22 protein-coding genes are annotated in these 24,511 nt (G+C 70.7%); 20 read left to right on the forward strand and 2 right to left on the reverse strand.

The features are described 5' to 3' along the window. Positions 1–36: 36 nt before the first annotated feature. Entirely contained in the window at positions 37–2,568 is a 2,532-nt protein-coding gene (gene relA, locus ACFRAC_RS20850; protein ID WP_382925598.1) for a GTP pyrophosphokinase, read from the forward strand. 75 nt (positions 2,569–2,643) lie between these two features. On the opposite strand, the gene ACFRAC_RS20855 is transcribed toward relA, so the two are convergent. Next, positions 2,644–3,873 carry a DUF349 domain-containing protein gene (locus ACFRAC_RS20855; protein WP_382925599.1) on the reverse strand — a complete coding sequence of 410 codons (1,230 nt, stop codon included), beginning with the start codon at positions 3,871–3,873 and terminating at the stop codon, positions 2,644–2,646. A gap of 136 nt (positions 3,874–4,009) precedes the next feature. Then, positions 4,010–4,834, reverse strand: a complete 825-nt coding sequence (locus tag ACFRAC_RS20860) for a peptidylprolyl isomerase (protein ID WP_382925601.1) — start codon at positions 4,832–4,834, stop codon at positions 4,010–4,012. Positions 4,835–5,014: 180 nt separating this feature from the next. On the opposite strand from ACFRAC_RS20860, the gene ACFRAC_RS20865 reads away from it, so the two are divergent. The 19 genes from ACFRAC_RS20865 (at position 5,015) to nusB (ending at position 24,369) form a co-directional block, all read left to right on the forward strand. Then, positions 5,015–5,722 (forward strand): MBL fold metallo-hydrolase, encoded by a 708-nt coding sequence (locus tag ACFRAC_RS20865; protein ID WP_382925602.1) that lies wholly within the window; start codon positions 5,015–5,017, stop codon positions 5,720–5,722. A gap of 10 nt (positions 5,723–5,732) precedes the next feature. Continuing rightward, positions 5,733–6,995, forward strand: a complete 1,263-nt coding sequence (hisS, locus tag ACFRAC_RS20870; protein ID WP_382925604.1) for a histidine--tRNA ligase — start codon at positions 5,733–5,735, stop codon at positions 6,993–6,995. A 197-nt stretch (positions 6,996–7,192) separates the two neighbouring features. Next, on the forward strand, positions 7,193–7,849 hold the full coding sequence (locus ACFRAC_RS20875) for a vitamin K epoxide reductase family protein (protein WP_382925605.1): 657 nt from the start codon (positions 7,193–7,195) through the stop codon (positions 7,847–7,849). 44 nt (positions 7,850–7,893) lie between these two features. Continuing rightward, positions 7,894–9,249 carry a replication-associated recombination protein A gene (locus tag ACFRAC_RS20880; protein ID WP_382925607.1) on the forward strand — a complete coding sequence of 452 codons (1,356 nt, stop codon included), beginning with the start codon at positions 7,894–7,896 and terminating at the stop codon, positions 9,247–9,249. A 300-nt stretch (positions 9,250–9,549) separates the two neighbouring features. After that, entirely contained in the window at positions 9,550–10,164 is a 615-nt protein-coding gene (gene rpsD, locus ACFRAC_RS20885) for a 30S ribosomal protein S4 (protein ID WP_055623782.1), read from the forward strand. A 202-nt stretch (positions 10,165–10,366) separates the two neighbouring features. Next, positions 10,367–10,816, forward strand: a complete 450-nt coding sequence (locus ACFRAC_RS20890; protein WP_382925641.1) for a DUF948 domain-containing protein — start codon at positions 10,367–10,369, stop codon at positions 10,814–10,816. Between the two features lie 8 nt (positions 10,817–10,824). Further along, entirely contained in the window at positions 10,825–11,175 is a 351-nt protein-coding gene (locus tag ACFRAC_RS20895) for a hypothetical protein (protein ID WP_361340287.1), read from the forward strand. Continuing rightward, complete coding sequence (gene alaS, locus ACFRAC_RS20900; RefSeq protein ID WP_382925610.1) at positions 11,175–13,847, forward strand: alanine--tRNA ligase; 2,673 nt, start codon at positions 11,175–11,177, stop codon at positions 13,845–13,847. The genes ACFRAC_RS20895 and alaS overlap by 1 nt, the downstream gene beginning before the upstream one ends. Positions 13,848–13,882: 35 nt before the next feature. Next, positions 13,883–14,347: a Holliday junction resolvase RuvX gene (ruvX, locus tag ACFRAC_RS20905; RefSeq protein WP_382925643.1), complete on the forward strand. Its 465-nt coding sequence runs from the start codon at positions 13,883–13,885 to the stop codon at positions 14,345–14,347. 545 nt (positions 14,348–14,892) lie between these two features. Continuing rightward, positions 14,893–16,650 (forward strand): endolytic transglycosylase MltG, encoded by a 1,758-nt coding sequence (gene mltG / locus ACFRAC_RS20910; protein ID WP_382925611.1) that lies wholly within the window; start codon positions 14,893–14,895, stop codon positions 16,648–16,650. 38 nt (positions 16,651–16,688) lie between these two features. Next, the gene (locus ACFRAC_RS20915; protein WP_382925646.1) at positions 16,689–17,534 is read left to right on the forward strand and encodes a shikimate dehydrogenase; all 846 of its coding nucleotides are present in this window, start codon (positions 16,689–16,691) and stop codon (positions 17,532–17,534) included. A gap of 55 nt (positions 17,535–17,589) precedes the next feature. Then, positions 17,590–17,928, forward strand: a complete 339-nt coding sequence (locus ACFRAC_RS20920) for a hypothetical protein (protein ID WP_382925612.1) — start codon at positions 17,590–17,592, stop codon at positions 17,926–17,928. A gap of 182 nt (positions 17,929–18,110) precedes the next feature. Further along, positions 18,111–19,295 carry a chorismate synthase gene (gene aroC, locus ACFRAC_RS20925; RefSeq protein ID WP_382925613.1) on the forward strand — a complete coding sequence of 395 codons (1,185 nt, stop codon included), beginning with the start codon at positions 18,111–18,113 and terminating at the stop codon, positions 19,293–19,295. Further along, entirely contained in the window at positions 19,292–19,810 is a 519-nt protein-coding gene (locus ACFRAC_RS20930) for a shikimate kinase (RefSeq protein ID WP_382925615.1), read from the forward strand. The genes aroC and ACFRAC_RS20930 overlap by 4 nt, the downstream gene beginning before the upstream one ends. After that, positions 19,807–20,898 (forward strand): 3-dehydroquinate synthase, encoded by a 1,092-nt coding sequence (gene aroB, locus ACFRAC_RS20935; protein ID WP_382925617.1) that lies wholly within the window; start codon positions 19,807–19,809, stop codon positions 20,896–20,898. The genes ACFRAC_RS20930 and aroB overlap by 4 nt, the downstream gene beginning before the upstream one ends. A gap of 168 nt (positions 20,899–21,066) precedes the next feature. Continuing rightward, a complete protein-coding gene (locus tag ACFRAC_RS20940; RefSeq protein WP_382925619.1) occupies positions 21,067–21,927 on the forward strand; it encodes a Pro-rich N-terminal domain-containing protein in 861 nt (286 codons plus the stop codon). 280 nt (positions 21,928–22,207) lie between these two features. Further along, positions 22,208–23,314, forward strand: coding sequence for an aminopeptidase P family protein (locus tag ACFRAC_RS20945; RefSeq protein ID WP_382925620.1), 1,107 nt, complete (start codon positions 22,208–22,210; stop codon positions 23,312–23,314). A 51-nt stretch (positions 23,315–23,365) separates the two neighbouring features. Next, entirely contained in the window at positions 23,366–23,932 is a 567-nt protein-coding gene (gene efp, locus ACFRAC_RS20950; RefSeq protein ID WP_361340313.1) for an elongation factor P, read from the forward strand. Between the two features lie 2 nt (positions 23,933–23,934). Then, positions 23,935–24,369, forward strand: a complete 435-nt coding sequence (gene nusB, locus ACFRAC_RS20955) for a transcription antitermination factor NusB (protein ID WP_382925623.1) — start codon at positions 23,935–23,937, stop codon at positions 24,367–24,369. The last annotated feature ends 142 nt before the right edge of the window (positions 24,370–24,511 follow it).

A 24,511-nucleotide genomic window follows, 5' to 3' on the forward strand; every position in this document is an offset into this window, starting at 1 on the left:
TGACCGGGGGACCCGGATCGCGCACGAGGAGTCCTCTTGCCAGACGAGGCCCAGCACCTGACCGCAGCCAAGCCCGAGTCCGCCTCGGCCGCCGCGGCGAAGCCCGCGCCGAACGCACCGCACGCCAAGAACGACTCGCGCGGGACGGTCGAGCACGCCCATTCGGCCCCGGTCGACAAGCCGGCCGAGCAGGCGCGTCCCAAGCCGGCCCCGCCCGAGCGCTCCACCCCGTCGGTCCGCCCGAACACCGGCCAGCCCGCGCGCTCCGGCTCCTCCAACCGCGTCCGGGCCCGGCTCGCCCGGCTCGGCGTCCAGCGCTCCAACCCGTACAACCCGGTCCTGGAGCCCCTGCTGCGCATAGTCCGCGGCAACGACCCGAAGATCGAGACCGCCACCCTCCGCCAGATCGAGAACGCCTACCAGGTTGCCGAGCGCTGGCACCGCGGCCAGAAGCGCAAGAGCGGCGACCCGTACATCACCCACCCGCTGGCGGTCACCACCATCCTCGCCGAGCTGGGCATGGATCCGGCCACCCTCATGGCGGGTCTGCTGCACGACACCGTCGAGGACACCGAGTACGGCCTCGACCAGCTGCGCCGCGACTTCGGCGACTCCGTCGCGCTGCTCGTCGACGGCGTCACCAAGCTGGACAAGGTGAAGTTCGGCGAGGCCGCGCAGGCCGAGACCGTGCGCAAGATGGTCGTCGCCATGGCCAAGGACCCGCGCGTCCTGGTCATCAAGCTCGCCGACCGCCTGCACAACATGCGCACCATGCGCTACCTCAAGCGCGAGAAGCAGGAGAAGAAGGCGCGCGAGACCCTCGAGATCTACGCGCCGCTCGCCCATCGCCTGGGCATGAACACCATCAAGTGGGAGCTGGAGGACCTCGCCTTCGCGATCCTCTACCCCAAGATGTACGACGAGATCGTACGGCTGGTGGCGGAGCGTGCCCCGAAGCGCGACGAGTACCTGGCCATAGTGACCGACGAGGTCCAGCAGGACCTGCGCGCGGCCCGTATCAAGGCGACCGTCACCGGCCGCCCGAAGCACTACTACAGCGTCTACCAGAAGATGATCGTCCGCGGCCGTGACTTCGCGGAGATCTACGACCTGGTGGGCATCCGTGTCCTCGTCGACACGGTCCGCGACTGCTACGCCGCCCTCGGCACCGTGCACGCGCGATGGAACCCGGTCCCCGGCCGGTTCAAGGACTACATCGCGATGCCGAAGTTCAACATGTACCAGTCGCTGCACACGACGGTCATCGGCCCCAACGGCAAGCCGGTCGAACTGCAGATCCGCACGTTCGACATGCACCGCCGCGCCGAGTACGGCATCGCCGCGCACTGGAAGTACAAGCAGGAGGCCGTCGCCGGCGCCTCCAAGATCCGTACCGACGCCCCGAAGACGTCCGGCAAGGGCAAGGACGACCACCTCAACGACATGGCGTGGCTGCGCCAGCTGCTGGACTGGCAGAAGGAGACCGAGGACCCGGGCGAGTTCCTGGAGTCCCTGCGCTTCGACCTGTCCCGCAACGAGGTCTTCGTCTTCACACCCAAGGGCGACGTCATAGCGCTGCCGGCCGGGGCCACCCCTGTCGACTTCGCGTACGCCGTCCACACCGAGGTGGGCCACCGCACCATAGGGGCGCGGGTCAACGGCCGTCTGGTCCCGCTCGAGTCCACCCTGGACAACGGCGACCTGGTCGAGGTCTTCACCTCCAAGGCGGCCGGCGCGGGCCCCTCCCGCGACTGGCTGGGCTTCGTGAAGTCGCCGCGCGCCCGGAACAAGATCCGGGCCTGGTTCTCCAAGGAGCGCCGCGACGAGGCCATCGAGCAGGGCAAGGACGCCATCGTCCGGGCCATGCGCAAGCAGAACCTGCCGATCCAGCGCATCCTCACCGGCGACTCGCTCGTCACGCTCGCCCACGAGATGCGCTACGCGGACATCTCCGCGCTGTACGCGGCGATCGGCGAGGGCCATGTCTCCGCGCAGAACATCGTGCAGAAGCTGGTCCAGGCGCTCGGCGGCGAGGAGGCGGCCACCGAGGAGATCGACGAGTCGGTCCCGCCCACCCGCAGCCGCCGCAAGCGCCGCGCCAGCGCCGACCCGGGCGTCATCGTCAAGGGCGTCGAGGACGTGTGGGTCAAGCTGGCCCGCTGCTGCACGCCCGTGCCCGGCGACCCGATCATCGGGTTCGTCACCCGCGGCAGCGGGGTGTCGGTGCACCGCAGCGACTGCGTGAACGTCGACTCGCTGTCCCGTGAGCCCGAGCGCATCCTCGACGTCGAGTGGGCGCCGACGCAGTCCTCGGTCTTCCTGGTCGCCATCCAGGTGGAGGCCCTCGACCGCTCGCGCCTGCTGTCGGACGTCACCCGTGTCCTGTCGGACCAGCACGTCAACATCCTGTCGGCGGCCGTCCAGACCTCCCGCGACCGCGTCGCCACGTCCCGCTTCACCTTCGAGATGGGCGACCCGAAGCACCTGGGCCACGTCCTGAAGGCCGTCAGGGGAGTGGAGGGCGTCTACGACGTCTACCGCGTGACGTCGGCGCGCAACCGGACGTAACGCCGTCGAGGAACGCGAAAGGGGCTCCCGTACGCGATGTACGGGAGCCCCTCTCGTTTCGGCTCGGGCGGCGGATCAGCCGCCGAACTCCTGCAGCCCCTTCAGAGCCTGGTCCAGCAGCGCCTGACGGCCCTCCAGCTCACGCTCCAGCTTGTCGGCCTTCGCGGTGTTGCCCTGGGCGCGGGCCTGCTCGATCTGGCCCCTCAGCTTGTCCACGGCGGCCTGGAGCTGACCGGTCAGCCCCTCGGCACGCGCGCGCGCCTCCGGGTTGGTCCGGCGCCACTCGGCCTCCTCGGCCTCCTGGATGGCCCGCTCCACGGCGTGCATCCGGCCCTCGACCTTCGGCCGGGCGTCGCGCGGCACATGGCCGATGGCCTCCCAGCGCTCGTTGATCGAGCGGAAGGCGGCGCGCGTGCCCTTCAGGTCGCCGATCGGCAGCAGCTTCTCGGCCTCCTCGGCCAGCTCCTCCTTCAGCTTGAGGTTCTCCGTCTGCTCGGCGTCGCGCTCGGCGAACACCGAGCTGCGGGCGGCGAAGAAGACGTCCTGGGCGCCGCGGAAGCGGTTCCACAGGTCGTCCTCGTGCTCACGCTGGGCCCGTCCTGCGGCCTTCCACTCGGCCATCAGCTCGCGGTAGCGCGCGGCCGTCGGACCCCAGTCCGTCGAACCGGACAGCGACTCCGCGTCGGCGACCAGCCGCTCCTTGATCCGGCGGGCCTCCTCGCGCTGCGCGTCCAGCTGCGCGAAGTGCGCCTTGCGCCGCTTGGAGAAGGCCGACCGCGCGTGCGAGAAGCGGTGCCACAGCTCGTCGTCCGACTTGCGGTCCAGACGCGGCAGGCCCTTCCACGTGTCGACCAGGGCCCGCAGCCGCTCACCGGCGGCCCGCCACTGGTCGGACTGCGCCAGCTCCTCCGCCTCGACGACCAGCGCCTCCTTGCGGTGGCGCGCCTCGTCGGACTGCTTCGCCCGCTGCTGCTTGCGCTCCTCGCGGCGCTTCTCGACCAGCTCGACGAGCTTGTCGAGCCGCACCCGCAGGGCGTCCAGGTCGCCGACCGCGTGGTGCGCGTCGACCTGCTCGCGGATGTGGTCGATCGCCGCCTGGGCGTCCTTCGCCGACAGGTCGGTGGTCTTCACTCGCTTCTCGAGGAGGCCGATCTCGACAACCAGGCCCTCGTACTTGCGCTCGAAATAGGCCAGCGCCTCGTCGGGAGAGCCAGCCTGCCAGGAACCGACGACCTGCTCGCCGTCGGCCGTACGCACGTACACGGTCCCCGTCTCGTCGACGCGGCCCCACGGGTCGCTGCTCACAGCGCCTCCTCCACATGATGCCTGCGAGGGGCTGGTGTCCCCCCGGGCATCGTCCACAGTTTCGTCACGGCCAACATAGGCGACCGGCGGGTTGCCTGTCCGCATCCCGCGCGACCGAAATTACGCAGGGGGAAGGTCAGGATTTCGTGACCGTCGCCTTGTTGATCACGACCGTCGCGTTCGGCGCACCGTCACCTGCTCCGGTGCTCTCACCGGCGTCGGCGATCTTCTTCAGCACCTTCATGCCGGATTCGGAAACGGTACCGAACGGTGTGTAGCTGGGCGGAAGCTGACTGTCCTGGTAGACGAGGAAGAACTGGCTGCCGCCGGTGTGCTTCTGGCCGGTGTTGGCCATCGCCATGGTGCCCGCGGGATACACGTTGTCCTTGAGGCTCTTGTCCTTCAGGTTCTCGTCCGGAATCGTGTAGCCGGGGCCGCCGGTGCCGGTGCCCGTCGGGTCGCCGCACTGCAGCACGTAGATGCCGTTGGTGGTGAGCCGGTGGCACTTGGAGTGGTCGAAGTAGCCCTTGCCGGCCAGGAAGTCGAACGAGTTGACGGTGTGCGGCGCGGCCGACGCCTTCAGCGCGATGTCTATGTCGCCGCACGTCGTCGCGAGCTTCATCGTGTACTTCGCCGACTTGTCGACGGTGAGCTCCGGCTCCTTCTTCCAGGTCGCCGTCTTCACCTTGCCCTCGGCGGGCTTCTCGCACGGGTCGGGCGCCTTGCCCGGCGCGCTCTCGGTCGGCGTGACCTCCGAGCCCGCGTTCTGCTTGGTGTCGTCGTCGCCCTTGAGGACACCGGTCGTGTACAGCGCGACGCTGCCGATGACGACCACCGCGAGCACCGACGCGATCACCGAGTTGCGCATGCGCGCCTTGCGGCGGGCGTCCGTACGCCGCTGCTGCTGCCGCAAGAACTTCTCCCGGGCGAGCTGACGCCGCCGCTGTTCCTGGCTGACCACCGGGTTCTCTCCTCATGCGTCGTGTGTGTCGACCGGTACACATGTGCTCAGTGAGTCGACCGCCTGCGTGTGACCCGTACCGTATATGGGTTCGCTGAGTGTTCGGCAGCGCCGGTAGGCTCTGACCACAGGCGGAGCCCGCCGACAAATCACTCGTGTCGACACAAACGAAGGACGATCGTGCTCATTGCCGGGTTCCCCGCCGGGGCCTGGGGGACGAACTGTTATCTCGTCGCCCCCGCCGCCGGTGAGGAGTGCGTGATCATCGACCCGGGCCACGAAGCGGCCCCCGGAGTCGAGGAAGCACTGAAGAAGCATCGGCTCAAACCCGTCGCCGTCGTCCTCACCCACGGCCACCTCGACCATGTGGCCTCGGTCGTCCCGGTGTGCGGTGCGCACGACGTGCCGGCCTGGATCCACCCCGAGGACCGGTACATGATGAGCGACCCCGAGAAGGCGCTCGGCCGGTCCATCGGCGCGCAGCTCATGGGCGAGCTGACCGTCGGGGAACCGGACGACGTCAAGGAGCTGACCGACGGTGCCACGCTGGAGCTGGCGGGGATGGAGCTCACCGTCGCCCACGCGCCGGGCCATACCAAGGGGTCGGTGACCTTCGGCATGCCCGAGGCGGCGGACATCCCGCCGATCCTCTTCTCGGGCGACCTGCTGTTCGCCGGCTCCATCGGACGCACCGACCTGCCCGGCGGTGACATGGCCGAGATTCTCGACTCGCTGGCCCGCGTGTGCCTGCCGCTCGACGACTCGACCGTGGTGCTGTCCGGCCACGGCCCCCAGACGACCATCGGCCAGGAGCGCGCCACCAACCCGTATCTGCGGCAGGTGGCCGCCGGGCAGGGAGCCAAGCCCGCTCCCCGACGAGGAATGTGACGAGACTTCCGTGAGCACCTTCAAGGCCCCCAAGGGCACGTACGACCTGCTGCCGCCCGAATCCGCGAAGTACCTCGCGGTCCGCGAGGCGATCGCCGCGCCCCTGCGCAACTCCGGTTACGGCTACATCGAGACGCCCGGCTTCGAGAACGTCGAACTGTTCGCGCGCGGTGTCGGCGAGTCCACCGACATCGTGACCAAGGAGATGTACGCCTTCGAGACCAAGGGCGGCGACCGGCTCGCCCTGCGCCCCGAGGGCACGGCCTCGGTGCTGCGCGCCGCCCTGGAGGCCAACCTGCACAAGACGGGCAACCTCCCGGTCAAGCTCTGGTACTCCGGCTCGTACTACCGCTACGAGCGCCCCCAGAAGGGCCGTTACAGGCACTTCTCCCAGGTCGGCGCCGAGGCGATCGGCGCCGAGGACCCGGCGCTGGACGCCGAGCTGATCATCCTGGCCGACCAGGCGTACCGCTCCCTGGGCCTGCGGAACTTCCGCATCCTGCTGAACTCCCTGGGCGACCAGGAGTGCCGCCCGGTGTACCGCGCCGCGCTCCAGGACTTCCTGCGCGGCCTGGACCTCGACGAGGACACCCTGCGCCGCGCGGACATCAACCCGCTGCGCGTGCTGGACGACAAGCGCGAGTCGGTCCAGAAGCAGCTCGGCGGCGCCCCGCTGCTGCGCGACTACCTGTGCGACGCCTGCAAGGCGTACCACGAGGAGGTCCGCGAGCTGATCACGGCCGCGGGCGTCGTCTTCGAGGACGACCCCAAGCTGGTGCGCGGCCTGGACTACTACACCCGGACGACCTTCGAGTTCGTCCACGACGGTCTGGGCTCCCAGTCCGCGGTGGGCGGCGGCGGCCGGTACGACGGCCTGTCCGAGATGATCGGCGGCCCCGCGCTGCCGTCCGTCGGCTGGGCCCTCGGCGTCGACCGCACGGTCCTCGCCCTGGAGGCGGAGGGCGTGGAGCTCGAACTCCCCTCCACCACCAGCGTGTTCGCGGTGCCGCTCGGCGAGGAGGCCCGCCGGGTGCTGTTCACCAAGGTCACCGAGCTGCGCAAGCTCGGCATCGCGGCGGACTTCTCCTACGGCGGCAAGGGCCTCAAGGGCGCGATGAAGAACGCCAACCGCAGCGGCGCCCGCTACACGGTCGTCGCCGGTGAGCGCGACCTCGCCGAGGGCGTCGTCCAGCTCAAGGACATGCAGTCCGGCGAGCAGATCGCCGTCGGCGTCAACGAGATCGTCGCGGAGCTGGAATCCCGTCTGGGCTGATTCCGCGGGCCGTACGGAAAAGAGGGGGACCGGCCGGGTCCCCCTCTTTTCCGCTGTCCCGGGGTGTCCTGAACCGAACGCATGCCCCCGCTCATGCGTACTTCCTTATGCGCAGCGAACGGTGGGAACGCGTGCGTGTGCGGCACAATGTGCCCTGTCCGGGGAAACTCCAAGCCTCAAGTGACGGAATCGGCGTGATGAGCAAGACGACAGTCAAAGACGTCTCCACCGAGCCCGAGTCGGAGCCCGCACCGTCCGCCGCGCGGTCGGTCGGCGGCAGCCGGGCGCTCGCCCTGCTGCTGGTGATCACCGGCGCCGCGGGCCTGCTCGCCGCCTGGGTCATCACGATCGACAAGTTCAAGCTGCTCGAGGCCAAGGCCGAGGGGAAGACGTTCACCCCCGGGTGCAGCCTGAACCCCGTCGTCTCCTGCGGCAGCGTCATGGAGTCCAAGCAGGCCGCCGTCTTCGGCTTCCCCAACCCGATGCTCGGCCTCGTGGCCTACGGCATCGTCATCTGCGTCGGCGTGAGCCTGCTCGGCCGCGCCCGCTTCCCGCGCTGGTACTGGCTGACCTTCAACGCCGGCACCCTCTTCGGCGTGGTCTTCTGCGCCTGGCTGATGTTCCAGTCCCTGTACCGGATCAACGCCCTGTGCCTGTGGTGCAGCCTCGCGTGGGTCGCCACCATCGTCATGTTCTGGTACGTCACCTCGTTCAACGTGCGCAACGGCCTGCTGCCCGCGCCGGCCTGGCTGAAGACCTTCTTCGGCGAGTTCACCTGGGTCATGCCCGTGCTGCACATCGGGATCATCGGCATGCTGGTCCTGACCCGCTGGTGGGACTTCTGGACGAGCTGACAGCCCCGAGGGGATTGTCAGTGCGGTGCTTTAGGGTTTCTGTCGTGGAGCCCGATCTGTTCACCGCCGCAGCCGAAGAGCGCCAGGAGAAGGACCCGACGAGCAGTCCCCTGGCGGTCCGCATGCGCCCGCGCACCCTCGACGAGGTCGTGGGCCAACAGCACCTGCTCAAGCCGGGCTCCCCGCTGCGCAGACTCGTCGGCGAGGGCGCCGGGGGGCCGGCCGGACCCTCCTCGGTGATCCTCTGGGGCCCGCCCGGCACCGGCAAGACCACCCTGGCCTACGTCGTCTCCAAGGCCACCAACAAGCGCTTCGTCGAGCTGTCCGCCATCACCGCCGGGGTGAAGGAGGTCCGCGCGGTCATCGACGGCGCCCGCCGCGCCACCGGCGGCTACGGCCAGGAGACCGTCCTCTTCCTCGACGAGATCCACCGCTTCAGCAAGGCCCAGCAGGACTCCCTCCTGCCCGCCGTGGAGAACCGCTGGGTGACCCTGATCGCGGCCACCACCGAGAACCCCTACTTCTCGATCATCTCGCCCCTGCTCTCCCGCTCCCTGCTGCTCACCCTCGAACCTCTCACCGACGACGACATCCGCAGCCTCCTGCGCCGCGCGATGAGCGACGAGCGCGGCCTGAAGGACGCCGTCGCCCTCCCCGGGGACACCGAGGAGCACCTGCTGCGCATCGCCGGCGGCGACGCCCGCCGCGCCCTGACCGCGCTGGAGGCCGCCGCCGGGGCCGCCCTCGACCAGGGCGAGAGCGAGATCAGCCTCCAGACCCTGGAGCAGACCGTCGACCGGGCCGCGGTGAAGTACGACCGTGACGGCGACCAGCACTACGACGTGGCCAGCGCCCTGATCAAGTCGATCCGCGGCTCCGACGTGGACGCCGCCCTGCACTACCTGGCCCGGATGATCGAGGCCGGCGAGGACCCCCGCTTCATCGCCCGGCGCCTGATGATCTCCGCCAGCGAGGACATCGGCCTCGCCGACCCGAACGCCCTGCCGATCGCCGTCGCCGCCGCCCAGGCCGTCGCCATGATCGGCTTCCCGGAGGCCGCCCTCACGCTCAGCCATGCCACGATCGCCCTCGCGCTCGCCCCGAAGTCCAACGCCGCGACGACAGCGATCGGCGCCGCCCTGGACGACGTGCGCAAGGGCCTGGCCGGCTCCGTGCCGCCCCATCTGCGCGACGGGCACTACAAGGGCGCCGCCAAGCTGGGGCACGCCCAGGGGTACGTGTACCCGCACGACCTGGCGGAGGGCATCGCCGAGCAGCAGTACGCGCCCGACGTGCTCAAGGACCGCGAGTACTACACCCCGACCCGGCACGGCACCGAGGCGCGGTACGCGGACGCCGTCGAGTGGACCAGGAAGCGGCTCGGTCGCAGACGGTCCTGAGCACCCTGTAGAATGTCGCGAAGTGCTGCGTCCCGTGTCCGGCCTCGGTCGGCGCCTCAGGCGGGACATCCAGCCGGATCTTCGATCCAGGAGCGTCGCGCACCGTTGTAGGTGTCGCGGGCAGCCCACCACCACCCGTGAGTTCCGGGACCGGTCGGTGGGCCGTTCGTGTGCTGCACATATGTGCCCAGACCAGGGAGCGGCTGCCTGGCTCGTCCCTCGTGGACCTGCCGGGATTCCCGGGCTGCGGATTGCGACCTCCCGTAACCCTGAGGCAGCCGAATGAGAAAAGGAAAAGCAGTGGCGAACCAGTCCCGCCCCAAGGTCAAGAAGTCGCGTGCCCTCGGCATCGCGCTGACCCCGAAGGCCGTCAAGTACTTCGAGGCCCGTCCCTACCCGCCGGGTGAGCACGGCCGCGGCCGCAAGCAGAACTCGGACTACAAGGTCCGTCTGCTGGAGAAGCAGCGTCTGCGCGCGCAGTACGACGTGTCCGAGCGCCAGCTCGTCCGCGCCTACGAGCGTGCCTCCAAGGTTCAGGGCAAGACCGGTGAGGCCCTGATCATCGAGCTCGAGCGCCGTCTCGACGCCCTGGTCCTGCGTTCGGGCATCGCCCGCACCATCTACCAGGCCCGTCAGATGGTCGTCCACGGCCACATCGAGGTCAACGGCCAGAAGGTCGACAAGCCGTCCTTCCGCGTCAAGCCCGACGACGTCGTGATGGTCCGTGAGCGCAGCCGCGAGAAGACCCTCTTCTCCATCGCCCGCGAGGGTGGCTTCGCCCCCGACGGTGAGATCCCGCGCTACCTCCAGGTGAACCTCAAGGCCCTGGCGTTCCGCCTGGACCGCGAGCCGAACCGCAAGGAGATCCCGGTGATCTGCGACGAGCAGCTCGTCGTCGAGTACTACGCCCGCTGATCCTTCGGCGGCCGTAGCACCCTGGCACCGGAGCCCGTCGTCTCCCCACCTTCCCGGTGGGGCGGCGGCGGGCTTTCGCGTCCGCGGCGACTCGGCCGTGCGCCCGGGGGTAATCCGGTACGGCTGCACATCACCGGCGCGATAGGCTCGGTGCACGACTTTTTCGATGCAGACCGATGCAGAGGCACGTATCAGGGAGCGGGTGCACACAGTGTCCGGTGGAGAGGTTGCCGGGATTCTGGTGGCGGTCTTCTGGGCGATCCTGGTCTCCTTCCTCGCCGTAGCGCTGGCGAGGCTGGCCCAGACGCTCAAGGCGACCACCAAGCTGGTCGCGGACGTGACCGACCAGGCCGTGCCGCTCCTCGCAGACGCCTCCTCGGCGGTGCGTTCCGCGCAGACCCAGATCGACCGGGTCGACGCGATCGCCTCCGACGTGCAGGAGGTCACGTCGAACGCCTCCGCGCTGTCGACCACCGTCGCCTCCACCTTCGGCGGCCCCCTGGTCAAGGTGGCGGCCTTCGGCTACGGCGTGCGCCGGGCCCTCGGCCGCAAGGACGGCGAGCCCGCCCGGGCCTCCAGAGGCACCGTGATCGTCGGCCGTACCGTGCCGGCCGCGCGGCGCGAGAAGCGAAACCGCGGGAAGAGGGACTGAGACCCAGCATGTTCCGCCGTACGTTCTGGTTCGGCACAGGCGTCGCCGCCGGTGTCTGGGCCACCACCAAGGTCAACCGGAAGCTGAAGCAGCTGACCCCCGAGAGCCTCGCCGCGACCGCGGCGAACAAGGCGCTCGAGGCAGGTCACCGCATCAAGGACCGAGCTGTGGGCTTCGCCCTCGACGTCCGGGACAACATGGCCCGGCGGGAGGCCGAGCTCCAGGAGGCCCTGGGCATCGACGAACGCCCCGAGCTCCCCGCGTCCCGGCGGTACACCGCCATCGAGAACCACAAGCAGCCGAAGTCATACGTCATCGACAGCACGACGTATACGAACAACCGGAATGAGGACCACTGATGGAGTCGGCCGAGATTCGCCGCCGCTGGCTGAGCTTCTTCGAGGAGCGCGGGCACACCGTCGTCCCTTCGGCGTCGCTCATCGCGGACGACCCGACTCTGCTCCTCGTCCCGGCCGGCATGGTGCCCTTCAAGCCCTACTTCCTGGGTGAGGTCAAGCCGCCCTTCCGCCGCGCCACCAGCGTGCAGAAGTGCGTGCGCACGCCCGACATCGAAGAGGTCGGCAAGACCACCCGGCACGGCACGTTCTTCCAGATGTGCGGCAACTTCTCCTTCGGCGACTACTTCAAGGAAGGCGCCATCAAGTACGCCTGGGAGCTGCTCACCACCCCCCAGGACAAGGGTGGTTACGGCCTGGAGCCGGAGAAGCTCTGGATCACGGTCTACAAGGACGACGACGAGGCCGAGCGCATCTGGCACGAGGTCATCGGCGTGCCGAAGGAGCGCATCCAGCGCCTCGGCATGAAGGACAACTTCTGGTCCATGGGGGTCCCCGGCCCCTGCGGTCCGTGTTCCGAGATCAACTACGACCGCGGCCCCGAGTTCGGCGTCGAGGGCGGCCCCGCCGTCAATGACGAGCGGTACGTGGAGATCTGGAACCTCGTCTTCATGCAGTACGTGCGCGGCGAGGGCACCGGCAAGGACAATTTCGAGATCCTCGGCGAACTGCCCAGCAAGAACATCGACACCGGCCTCGGCCTCGAGCGCCTCGCCATGATTCTGCAGGGCGTGCAGAACATCTACGAGATCGACACCTCCATGGCCGTCATCAAGAAGGCCACCGAGCTGACCGGCGTGGCCTACGGCGACTCCGAGGAGTCGGACGTCTCCCTGCGCGTGGTCACCGACCACATGCGCACCTCCGTGATGCTCATCGGCGACGGCGTCACCCCCGGCAACGAGGGCCGCGGCTACGTGCTGCGCCGCATCATGCGCCGCGCCATCCGCAACATGCGCCTGCTCGGCGCCACCGGCCCGGTCGTCCTGGACCTCGTCGACACCGTCATCGAGATGATGGGCCAGCAGTACCCCGAGCTCATCACCGACCGCGAGCGCATCGAGAAGGTCGCCGTCGCCGAGGAGAACGCCTTCCTCAAGACGCTGAAGGCCGGCACCAACATCCTCGACACCGCCGTCAGCGAGACCAAGGCCACCGGCGGCAAGGTCCTCGCCGGCGACAAGGCGTTCCTGCTCCACGACACCTGGGGCTTCCCGATCGACCTCACCCTGGAGATGGCCGCCGAGCAGGGCCTCTCCGTGGACGAGGACGGCTTCCGCCGCCTGATGAAGGAGCAGCGGGAGCGCGCCAAGGCCGACGCCCAGGCCAAGAAGACCGGTCACGCCGGCGCGGGCGCCTACCGCGAGATCGCCGACAAGGCCGGTGCGACCGACTTCATCGGCTACACGGAGACGGAGGGCGAGTCCACCGTCGTCGGCATCCTGGTCGACGGCGTCTCCTCGCCGGCCGCCTCCGAGGGCGACGAGGTCGAGATCGTCCTCGACCGCACCCCGTTCTACGCCGAGGGCGGCGGCCAGATCGGCGACACCGGCAGCATCAGGACCGACACCGGCGCCCTCGTCGAGATCCGCGACTGCCAGAAGCCCGTCCCGGGCGTCTACGTCCACAAGGGCGTCGTCCAGGTCGGCGAGGTCACCGTCGGCGCCCGCGCGCACGCCTCCATCGACGCCCGCCGCCGTACGGCCATCGCCCGCGCCCACTCGGCCACGCACCTCACCCACCAGGCCCTGCGCGACGCCCTCGGCCCGACGGCCGCCCAGGCCGGCTCCGAGAACCAGCCCGGCCGCTTCCGCTTCGACTTCGGCGCGCCGTCCGCCGTCCCGACGGCCGTCATGACCGACGTCGAGCAGAAGATCAACGAGGTGCTCGCCCGCGACCTCGACGTGCGCGCCGACATCATGGGCATCGACGAGGCCAAGAAGCAGGGCGCCATCGCCGAGTTCGGCGAGAAGTACGGCGAGCGCGTCCGCGTGGTGACCATCGGAGACTTCTCCAAGGAGCTGTGCGGCGGCACGCACGTCCACAACACCGCCCAGCTCGGCCTGGTCAAGCTGCTCGGCGAGTCGTCCATCGGCTCCGGCGTCCGCCGGATCGAAGCCCTGGTCGGCGTCGACGCCTACAACTTCCTGGCCCGTGAGCACACGGTCGTCGCCCAGCTCCAGGAGCTGGTCAAGGGACGTCCCGAGGAGCTCCCGGAGAAGGTCTCCGCCATGCTCAGCAAGCTGAAGGACGCCGAGAAGGAGATCGAGAAGTTCCGCGCCGAGAAGGTGCTCCAGGCCGCCGCCGGGCTCGCCGAGTCCGCCAAGGACGTCCGCGGCGTCGCGGTCGTCACCGGCCAGGTCCCCGACGGCACCACCCCCGACGACCTGCGCAAGCTCGTCCTCGACGTCCGCGGCCGCATCCAGGGCGGACGCGCCGCCGTGGTCGCCCTGTTCACCGTGAACAACGGCAAGCCGCTGACGGTCATCGCCACCAACGACGCCGCCCGCGACCGCGGCCTCAAGGCCGGTGAGCTGGTCCGTACGGCCGCCAAGACCCTCGGCGGCGGCGGTGGCGGCAAGCCGGACGTGGCCCAGGGCGGCGGCCAGAACCCGGCCGCGGTCGGCGAGGCCGTCAACGCGGTCGAGCGGCTCGTGGCGGACACCGCCAAGTGAGTTCCGACACACAGGCGAGCGGTGACGGCCGGGGCATGCGCCGCGGCCGCCGCCTCGCCGTCGACGTGGGCGACGCCCGGATCGGCGTCGCCTCGTGCGACCCGGACGGCATCCTCGCCACCCCCGTGGAGACGGTCCCGGGCCGGGACGTCCCGGCCGCGCAGCGCCGCCTCCGGCAGCTCGTCGAGGAGTACGAGCCGATCGAGGTCGTCGTCGGGCTGCCCCGCTCCCTCAAGGGAGGCGAGGGCCCGGCCGCGGTGAAGGTCCGGGGCTTCGCCCAGGAACTCGCCCGCCTGATCGCGCCCGTTCCGGTCAGACTCGTCGATGAGCGGATGACGACCGTGACGGCCAGTCAGGGGCTGCGCGCCTCCGGCGTGAAGTCCAAGAAGGGCCGTTCGGTCATCGACCAGGCCGCCGCGGTGATCATCCTGCAACAGGCCCTCGAATCCGAACGGGTGTCAGGCACAGCACCCGGCGAGGGCGTCGAAGTGGTTATCTGATCGCGATACGGTAACGTTCCGCGCGATACGGCGGCGGTCGAACAGCCGTTGTACTTACGGAGACCGGACGGCATCTGAGCCCGATCGCTCAGGGACCGACGGTCTCGCGGTTCCAGGGAACCGGTCACCCGCCCCCGGCCTGCCGGCCGGACCCGCCGCGGACGGTGGGAACGAGGTGACCGGCCCCGGTCGCCGCGTGGAGGAGGTGCGATCGGTGACCACGCTTCAGGTGCGTGGACGGACCCATGCGGGCCGGGCCGGACAGGCCGGCCCGTTGCCCGTGCATGGCCCGGTGCCGGTCGGACCACGAGTTCTAGGGGCGCACATCCACCAGGCAATGCTGCGGCGAGCCGTGTCCGTGCGCGCGGGGCGCACGGACACGGCTGTCATGAACGGTGCGACGGGGCCAGGTCCTTCCACCGTCGGGCGACACCACGGGACCCATCTGCCGCGACGGGCCGACGGCTACGGCCACCTCACCCGAGAGGAGGAAGGCACGCACGGCCTCGCCCCCCACGGCGGACTCCGGCGTGCCGACCGCTCCGATGACTGAATATGGCCGGGGCGACGGCTCCGATCGATGGCAGGACGATCCGCTGCTCGGGGACGGCGGATGGGACGCCCAGCAGGACCAGCAGGGCTACGGGCAGCAGCATTACGCCGACCCGCAGCACCAGCAGTACGGTCAGCAGCAGTACGATCAGCAGCAGTACGCCGACCAGCAGTACTACGCCCAGCAGGCGCAGCAGCAGTACGGCGAGTGGAACGACGGTCAGCACACCGGGTACGGCCAGCAGCAGTACCCGCAGCAGGGTTACCCCCAGCAGTACGCGGACCAGGGGCAGCAGCAGGGTCACGACCAGCAGCAGGGTCACGGTCAGCAGCAGGGCCACGGCCAGCACCAGGACCACGGCCAGCAGCCCTACGACGGCGGCTGGGCCACGGGCGGGCACCAGCAGGCCCCGTACGGCGACCCGGCGGACCCGTACGGGCAGCAGCAGGCCGCCTACGGGGGAGGGCAGCCCGACTACTACGGCACGCGGGATTCCTATCCGCCCCCGGAGCCGCCCGCCCGGCGCGCCGCCGAGCCCGAGCCGGACACCGGCTGGGACCCGGGCCCGGACCAGGGCGAACACGCCTTCTTCGCGGGCGGCGACCAGGACGATGACGACGACACGGGCGGGCGTGGCGACCGGTCGGGGCGCGGCGGCAAGAAACCGAAGAAACGTCGCGGCGGACCCGCCTGCCTGGTCCTCACCCTGATCTTCGTGGGCGCGGTCGGCGGCGTCGGCTACTTCGGCTACCAGTTCTACCAGGACCGTTTCGGCCCGGCGCCCGACTACGCGGGCGACGGCAACGGCGAGCAGGTCACCGTCGTCATCCCCAAGGGCGCAGGCGGCTGGGTCATCGGCCAGAAACTCGAGGCGGCCGGGGTCGTCGAGAGCGTCGAGGCGTTCGTCTCCGCGCAGAACGACAACGCGGACGGCCGCTCCATCCAGGACGGCGTCTACACGATGCAGAAGCAGATGTCGGCGGCCAGCGCCGTCGAACTGATGCTCAGCCCCAAGAGCCGGTCCAATCTGATCATCGCCGAGGGCACCCGGAACGTCGCCGTGTACGCGCTGATCGACAAGCGCCTCGGCGTCGCCGACGGCACCACGGCCGAGGTCGCGAAGAAGCAGTACAAGAAGTTCGGCCTGCCCGACTGGGCGCTGGACCACCCCAATGTGAAGGACCCGCTGGAAGGGTTCCTCTACCCCTCCAGCTACGCGGCCAGCAAGGGCCAGAAGCCGGCGACCGTGCTGAAGGAGATGGTCGGCCGGGCCACGGAGAAGTACGAGGAGATGGGGCTGGAGAAGAAGGCCGCCGGCCTCGGTCTCGACGGCCCCTGGGAGGTGCTCACCGTGGCCAGCCTGGCCCAGGCCGAGGGCACCAGCCACGACGACTACCGCAAGATGGCCGAGGTCGTCTACAACCGCCTCAAGCCCGGTAACCCCGAGACCTACGGGTCCCTGGAGTTCGACTCCACGTACAACTACATCAAGAACCAGAGCAAGATCGACCTGAGCATCGCCGAGCTGCGGCGCTACGACAGCCCGTACAACACGTACTTCGTCAAGGGCCTGCCGCCCGGCCCCATCGGCAACCCGGGTGAGGAAGCGCTCAAGGGCGCGCTGAACCCGACGAAGGACGGCTGGTACTACTTCATCTCGCTGGACGGCAGGACCAGCAAGTTCACCAAGACGCTGAAGGACCACGAGAAGCTGGTCGAGCAGTTCAACGCGTCGAGGAAGAAGAGCTAGGGACCACGGACGCAGTGAACGATTCCGCGATGGCCGCGATGGCCGCGATGGCCGCGACGGACAGGCGGTGCCGGGCGGCGGTGCTCGGTTCCCCCATCCAGCACTCCCTGTCCCCGGTGCTGCACCGGGCCGCCTACGCCGAACTGGGGCTCACCGGCTGGTCGTACGACCGCTTCGACGTCGACGAGGCGGCCCTGCCCGGCTTCCTCGCCGAACTCGGCCCCGAGTGGGCCGGGCTGTCGCTGACCATGCCGTTGAAGCGGGCCGTCATCCCGCTGCTCGACGAGATCAGCGAGACGGCCGCCTCGGTCGAGGCCGTCAACACCGTCGTCGTCACCGGAGACGGCCGCCGCGTCGGCGACAACACCGACATTCCCGGCATGGTCGCCGCCCTGCGCGAGCGCGGCATCGAGGAGGTCGGCTCGGCCGCCGTGCTCGGCGCCGGCGCCACCGCGTCCTCGGCGCTGGCCGCGCTGGCCCGCGTCTGCACCGGCGAGGTCGTGGCGTACGTCCGCAGCGGGGCGCGCGCCGCCGAGATGCGGCAGTGGGGCGAACGGCTCGGCATCGACGTCCGCACGGCGGACTGGGCCGACGCCGCCGAGGCGCTGCGCGCCCCGCTGGTGATCGCGACGACCCCCGCGGGCACCACCGACGCCCTCGCCCACGCCGTGCCCGAGCGGCCCGCCACCCTCTTCGACGTGCTCTACGACCCCTGGCCCACCGCGCTCGCGGCCCGTTGGTCGATGTACGGCGGAGCCGTCGTCAGCGGCCTCGACCTGCTCGTGCACCAGGCCGTGCTCCAGGTCGAGCAGATGACCGGCCGCGCCCCGGCGCCGCTGGAGGCGATGCGAAAAGCGGGCGAGCGCGCCCTCGCGGCCCGCTAAGATCCGCTGAGTTCCGCAGGGGGCGGAGCAGCCTTCACAGGGGGAGCACGACACCGTGTCCACAGGCGTGCCGATCGCGTCCGGCAAGAGCGAGATATTCGAGATCGTCCTCCAGTTCATGCCGGACTGGATCCAGATTCCCGTCCTGGTCCTCATCCTGCTCCTCGTGGTGGGGTCCTGGGTCTACAAGGCCAAGCGCAAGCTCGACCAGCGGCGGGCGCGGCGCCAGGGCCGGACGCCCACCGTCGCGCCCCGGCCGGCGCAGGCCAGGGGCGCCGACTTCCTCGGCCCCTACGCCCCGCAGCAGCCGCCGCAGCCCGCGGGGCAGCCGAGCGGCGCCGACTTCCTCGGCTCCTACGCCCCGCAGCGGGGCCAGGGCGACCCCTCCTCCTGAGCCCCGCCCCGGCCGCGGGACGTCCACCTGCCGTCCGCCAGATGGACCGGCGGCCGGTGGCCGGGCCCGGACGTGGGAGGATCGGAGGTGGCGGGCCCGGGCCGCGCACCTGGCCGCCGACGCGGTACGCGCTGAGGCGCGTACGCAGTGCAGTACCAGGGCGCGAGCATCGAGGAGCACCGTTGAGCAGGTTGCGCTGGCTGACCGCGGGGGAGTCCCACGGCCCCGCACTCGTCGCGACGCTGGAGGGCCTTCCCGCCGGCGTGCCGATCACCACGGAGATGGTGGCGGACCACCTGGCCCGGCGCCGCCTCGGCTATGGACGCGGTGCGCGCATGAAGTTCGAGCGTGACGAGGTCACCTTCCTCGGCGGCGTCCGGCACGGCCTCACGCTCGGCTCCCCGATCGCGATCATGGTGGGCAACACCGAGTGGCCCAAGTGGGAGCAGGTCATGGCGGCCGACCCCGTCGACCCGGAGATCCTGGCCGGGCTCGCCCGCAACGCCCCGCTGACCCGGCCCCGCCCCGGCCACGCCGACCTCGCCGGGATGCAGAAGTACGGCTTCGACGAGGCCCGGCCCATCCTGGAGCGGGCCTCGGCCCGGGAGACGGCCGCCCGTGTGGCGCTCGGCGCGGTGGCGCGGTCGTACCTCAAGGAGACGACGGGCATCGAGATCGTCTCGCACGTCGTGGAGCTGTGCGCGGTGAAGGCCCCGCAGGGCGTCTACCCGACCCCGGCCGACGTGGAGCGGCTGGACGCCGACCCGCTGCGCTGCCTGGACGCCGACACCTCCAAGGCGATGGTCGCGGAGGTCGACCAGGCCCACAAGGACGGCGACACCCTCGGTGGCGTCGTCGAGGTGCTCGCCTACGACGTACCGGTGGGCCTCGGCTCGCACGTGCACTGGGACCGCAAGCTGGACGCCCGTCTCGCCGGGGCCCTCATGGGCATCCAGGCCATCAAGGGCGTCGAGCTCGGCGACGGTTTCGAGCTGGCCCGCGTGCCGGGCTCCCAGGCCCACGACGAGATCGTGCGGACCGACGAGGGCATCCGGCGCACCTCCGGCCGCTCCGGCGGCACCGAGGGTGGTCTCACCACCGGTGAGCTGCTGCGGGTCCGCGCCGCGATGAAGCCGATCGCCACCGTGCCGCGCGCCCTGAAGACGGTCGACGTCACCACCGGCGAGGCCGCCCAGGCCCACCACCAGCGCTCCGACGTCTCCGCGGTCCCGGCCGCCGGTATCGTCGCCGAGGCCATGGTGGCCCTCGTCCTCGCGGACGCGGTCGCGGAGAAGTTCGGCGGCGACTCGGTCGCCGAGACGCGCCGCAACGTCCGCTCGTACCTCGACAACCTGGCCATCCGATGAGCGGGGCGCCCGTCGTGGTGCTGGTCGGGCCGATGGGTGTGGGCAAGTCCACCGTCGGCGAGCTGATGGCCGGGCGCCTCGGCGTCGGCTACCGCGACACCGACGACGACATCGTGGCCGAGCAGGGCCGGACCATCTCCGAGATCTTCGTGGACGACGGCGAGGCCGCCTTCCGGGAGATCGAGAAGCAGGCCGTGCGCCGTGCGCTCGGGGAGCACGACGGCGTCCTGGCGCTCGGCGGCGGGGCGATCCTCGACGCCGGCACCCGGGCCCTGCTCGCCGGACAGCGGGTCGTCTACCTCTCGATGGACGTCGAGGAAGCCGTGAAACGCACCGGCCTCAACGCCGCCCGCCCGCTGCTCGCGGTCAACCCGCGCAAGCAGTGGCGCGAGCTCATGGAGGCCCGCCGCCACCTGTACGAGGAGGTCGCGACGGCCGTCGTGGCCACCGACGGCCGTACCCCCGAAGAAGTGACCCGAGCCGCGCTGGACGCACTGGAGTTGAAGGACGCATGACCGAGGCAGTGACGCGTATCCAGGTCGGCGGCAGCGCGGGCAGTGACCCCTACGAGGTCCTGGTGGGCCGTCAGCTCCTCGGCGAGCTGGGCGGGTTGATCGGCGACCGGGTCAAGCGGGTCGCGGTGATCCACCCGGAGGCGCTGGCCGAGACCGGTGAGGCGCTGCGGGCCGACCTGGCCGGCCAGGGCTTCGAGACGGTCGCCATCCAGGTCCCGAACGCGGAGGAGGCCAAGACCGTCGAGGTCGCCGCCTACTGCTGGAAGGCCCTCGGCCAGTCCGGCTTCACCCGCTCCGACGTCGTCGTCGGCGTCGGCGGCGGCTCCACGACGGACCTCGCCGGCTTCGTGGCCGCCACCTGGCTGCGGGGGGTGCGCTGGATCGCCGTCCCGACCACCGTGCTGGCCATGGTGGACGCGGCGGTCGGCGGCAAGACCGGCATCAACACCGCCGAGGGCAAGAACCTCGTCGGCGCCTTCCACCCGCCCGCCGGGGTCCTGTGCGACCTGGCGGCGCTGGAGTCCCTGCCCGTCCACGACTACGTCTCCGGACTCGCGGAGATCATCAAGGCGGGCTTCATCGCCGACCCGGCGATCCTCGAGCTCATCGAGGCGGACCCGCAGGCCGCGCGCACCCCGGCGGGCCCGCACACCGCCGAGCTGATCGAGCGTTCGATCCGGGTCAAGGCGGAGGTCGTCTCCTCGGATCTGAAGGAATCGGGCCTGCGGGAGATCCTCAACTACGGCCACACGCTCGGCCACGCCATCGAGAAGAACGAGCGCTACAAGTGGCGGCACGGTGCCGCCGTAGCCGTCGGCATGCACTTCGCCGCCGAACTCGGACGCCTGGCGGGCCGGTTGGACGACGCGACCGCCGACCGGCACCGCACGATCCTCGAATCGGTCGGGCTGCCGCTGCACTACCGCTACGACCAGTGGCCCAAGCTGCTGGAGACCATGAAGGTCGACAAGAAGTCCCGCGGTGACCTGCTGAGGTTCATCGTCCTGGACGGCCTGGCCAAGCCGACCGTCCTGGAGGGACCGGACCCGGGCGTGCTGCTCGCCGCCTACGGCGAAGTCGGACAGTAAGTCCGCGGACGCACGTTTGTGTCCGATTCGCCTGCGGCGATGGGCACTTCGGACCGCCCCCGGCCGTTCACCAAACGACGGCCGGGGGCGGTACCGTTCGGTAGGCAGCGGGGCCGGGCCCGGCTGCCAGCGCCAATGGCCATGGACGACGAGACGGAGTGGCACCGGATGCAGCACGCAGTGGGTTCTCCGCTGCCGCCGCCCCACCAGCCGGGGCACGGTTGGTCGCCGGCCGCACACCACCCCGGAGCGCAGGGAGCACAGCCGGGGTCCGCATCGCAGCAGGGGCCCGCACCGGTGCCCCCGCCGCCCGCGGCGCCGGGCTTCGCACCCCCGGGACCCGCGGCCCCCGCCCCGCAGCACGGCTACGGCCCGCCGGCGCCCGAGACCACGGGCCATGTCCCGCTTCCGCCCGGCGGCCCCGTCGCCATGCCGAGCGCCCCGCCCGCCATCACGGCCCCCGACCCGGCGTCCACCACCCTCGCGGTGCTGCTGATCGGCCCGGCCGGAGCGGGCAAGACGAGCGTCGCCAAGTACTGGGCGGACCACCGCAGGGTCCCCACCGCGCACATCAGCCTCGACGACGTCCGGGAATGGGTCCGCTCGGGCTTCGCCGACCCCCAGTCCGGCTGGAACGACCACTCCGAGGCCCAGTACCGCCTCGCCCGCCGCACCTGCGGCTTCGCCGCGCGTAACTTCCTGGCCAACGGGATCTCCTGCATCCTCGACGACGCGGTCTTCCCGGACCGGCCCGTCGTGGGCCTCGGCGGCTGGAAGCGGCACGTGGGGCCCGGGCTCCTTCCGGTCGTCCTCCTCCCTGGCCTGGAGATCGTCCTGGAGCGCAACGCCGAACGCTCGGGCAACCGCCGCCTCACCGACGAGGAGGTCGCCCGCATCCACGGCCGCATGGCCGGCTGGTACGGCTCGGGCCTCCCCATCATCGACAACTCCCAACTGGACGTCCCCCAGACGGCCCAGGTCCTCGACGAGGTCCTCTCCCGCTCCATCGCCAGCCCCCCGTCCTGGTAGCCCCTCCGAGGGACGCGAGCAACCCCCACCGGCCTGAGGCGGACGATCGGCAGTGGCCACCCACCCCCCCCAGGGGGCGCGGGGAACTGCGCGAGCAACCCCCACCGGCCCGAGGCGGACGATCGGCAGTGGCCACCCACCCCCAAAGCCCCGCAGGGAACCGCGCGAGCACCCCACCGGCCCGAGGCCGACACACGACGCCCCCCCAAGCCCCGCAGGGAACCGCCCACTCAGCCGCTCCCAACCGGCGCCAACCCGGCAAAGCTCTTACGCTCGGGTCATGTCAGAGGTGTACGCCACCCGCCGCTCCCGCCTGAGGGACCGCTGCCAAGCCAGCGGCAGCGCCACCGCGCTGATCTCCCGCCCCGCAAACGTCCGCTACCTCGCGGGCGCCGCCCCGCGGGGCGCCGCGCTGCTCCTCGCCAAGACCGACGACCTGCTCGTGTGCGCCGAGCCGCCCGACGAGCGCCCCTACGAGGGCCGCCCCGACGAGGCGCTGCTGATCCACACCCTTCCCCGCCCCGGCGGGGACGCCGCCGTCGCCGCCGCCGGCCTCGCCGCGGCCCAGGGCGCCGACTCGCTCGCCGTGGAGGAGCACCACCTCACCGTGGCCCGGCACCGGGCCGTCCGCTCGGCCGCGCCGCGGCTGCGCCTCGCCGGCCTCGGTACCGCCGTGGAACAGCTCCGGGTCGTCAAGGACGAGGAGGAGATCTCCTGCCTCAGGATCGGCGCGGAGATCGCCGACCAGGCCCTCGGTGAACTCCTCGAGTCCATCCTCGTCGGCCGCACCGAACGCCACCTCGCCCTGGAGCTGGAGCGCCGCCTCGTCGACCACGGCGCCGACGGCCCCGCCTTCCCCACGGCCGTCGCCACCGGCCCGCACTCCGGCCGGCGTGCGCACCGGCCCACCGACCGCAGGGTCGAGGAGGGCGACTTCCTCTCCGTCTGCCTGGGCGCGACGTACCGTGGCTACCGCTGCGAGATCGGCCGTACCTTCGTGATCGGCACGTCTCCCGCGGACTGGCAGATCGAGCTGTACGACCTCGTCTTCGCCGCTCAGCGGGCCGGGCGGGAGAGGCTGGCGCCGGGCGCCGCCTACCGCGACGTGGACCGGGCCGCGCGCCAGGTCCTGGAATCCGCCGGGCATCATGAGGGCTTGCCGTCCCTCATGGGCCACGGTGTCGGACTCGAAATCGACGAGGACCCGCAGTTGGCCCCCGCGGCCATGGGTAAACTGGACGCTTGCGTGCCGGTCACCGTCGAACCGGGGGTCCACCTCCCGGGCCGGGGCGGCGTCCGGATCGATGACACGCTCGTCGTCCGCCCCGAGGCGGACGGCGGACCCGAGCTACTCACCATCACGACCAAGGAGCTGCTCGCCCTGTAGGCAGGTGCGTGCGCCGGGGTCGTCCACGTCAGTCCAGGAGATTCCGCAACCGTGGCTTCCACGAACGACCTCAAGAACGGCATGGTGCTCAAGCTCGAAGGCGGCCAGCTCTGGTCCGTCGTCGAGTTCCAGCACGTCAAGCCCGGCAAGGGCCCGGCCTTCGTGCGCACCAAGCTCAAGAACGTGCTGTCCGGGAAGGTCGTCGACAAGACCTTCAACGCCGGTGTGAAGGTCGAGACGGCCACCGTCGACAAGCGCGACATGCAGTTCTCCTACATGGACGGCGAGTACTTCGTCTTCATGGACATGGAGACCTACGACCAGCTCATGGTCGACCGCAAGGCCGTCGGCGACGCCGCCAACTTCCTGATCGAGGGCTTCACCGCCACCGTCGCGCAGCACGAGGGCGAGGTGCTCTTCGTCGAGCTGCCGGCCGCCGTCGAGCTGACCATCCAGGAGACCGAGCCGGGCGTCCAGGGTGACCGCTCCACCGGTGGCACCAAGCCCGCCACCCTGGAGACCGGCCACCAGATCCAGGTCCCGCTCTTCATCACCACCGGTGAGAAGATCAAGGTCGACACCCGCACGAGCGACTACCTCGGCCGGGTGAACAGCTAACCGTGGCTGCCCGCAACACGGCCCGTAAGCGCGCCTTCCAGATCCTCTTCGAGGGCGACCAGCGCGGCGTCGGCGTCCGCACCGTCCTCGCGGACTGGGTCCGGCTCTCCCGGGAGGACACCCGGCAGCCGCCGGTCAGCGAGTACACGATGCAGTTGGTCGAGGGGTACGCGGAGCGCGCCCGGCGGATCGACGAGCTGATCGCGCAGTACTCGGTCGGCTGGACGCTCGACCGCATGCCGGTGGTGGACCGGAACATCCTGCGCCTCGGCGCGTACGAACTGATCTGGGTCGACGAGACGCCGGACGCGGTCGTGCTGGATGAGATGGTCCAGCTGGCGAAGGAGTTCTCCACGGACGAGTCGCCGTCGTTCGTGAACGGCCTGCTCGGCCGCTTCAAGGATCTGAAGCCCTCGCTGCGCCGCGAGGACGTGTAGGTCCCGGATCAGGCGAACACGCAGAAGGGCCCGCAGCAGGCACGCTGCGGGCCCTTGGCATGTCCGGGGTCCGCGGGGGCCCCAGATGGCCCACCAGGGCCGCAGAAAGCCGCCGGGGTGGCCGGAACCACTGGTTCTGGCC

Source organism: Streptomyces sp. NPDC056628, assembly GCF_042792555.1.
Classification (GTDB): Bacteria; Actinomycetota; Actinomycetes; order Streptomycetales; family Streptomycetaceae; genus Streptomyces.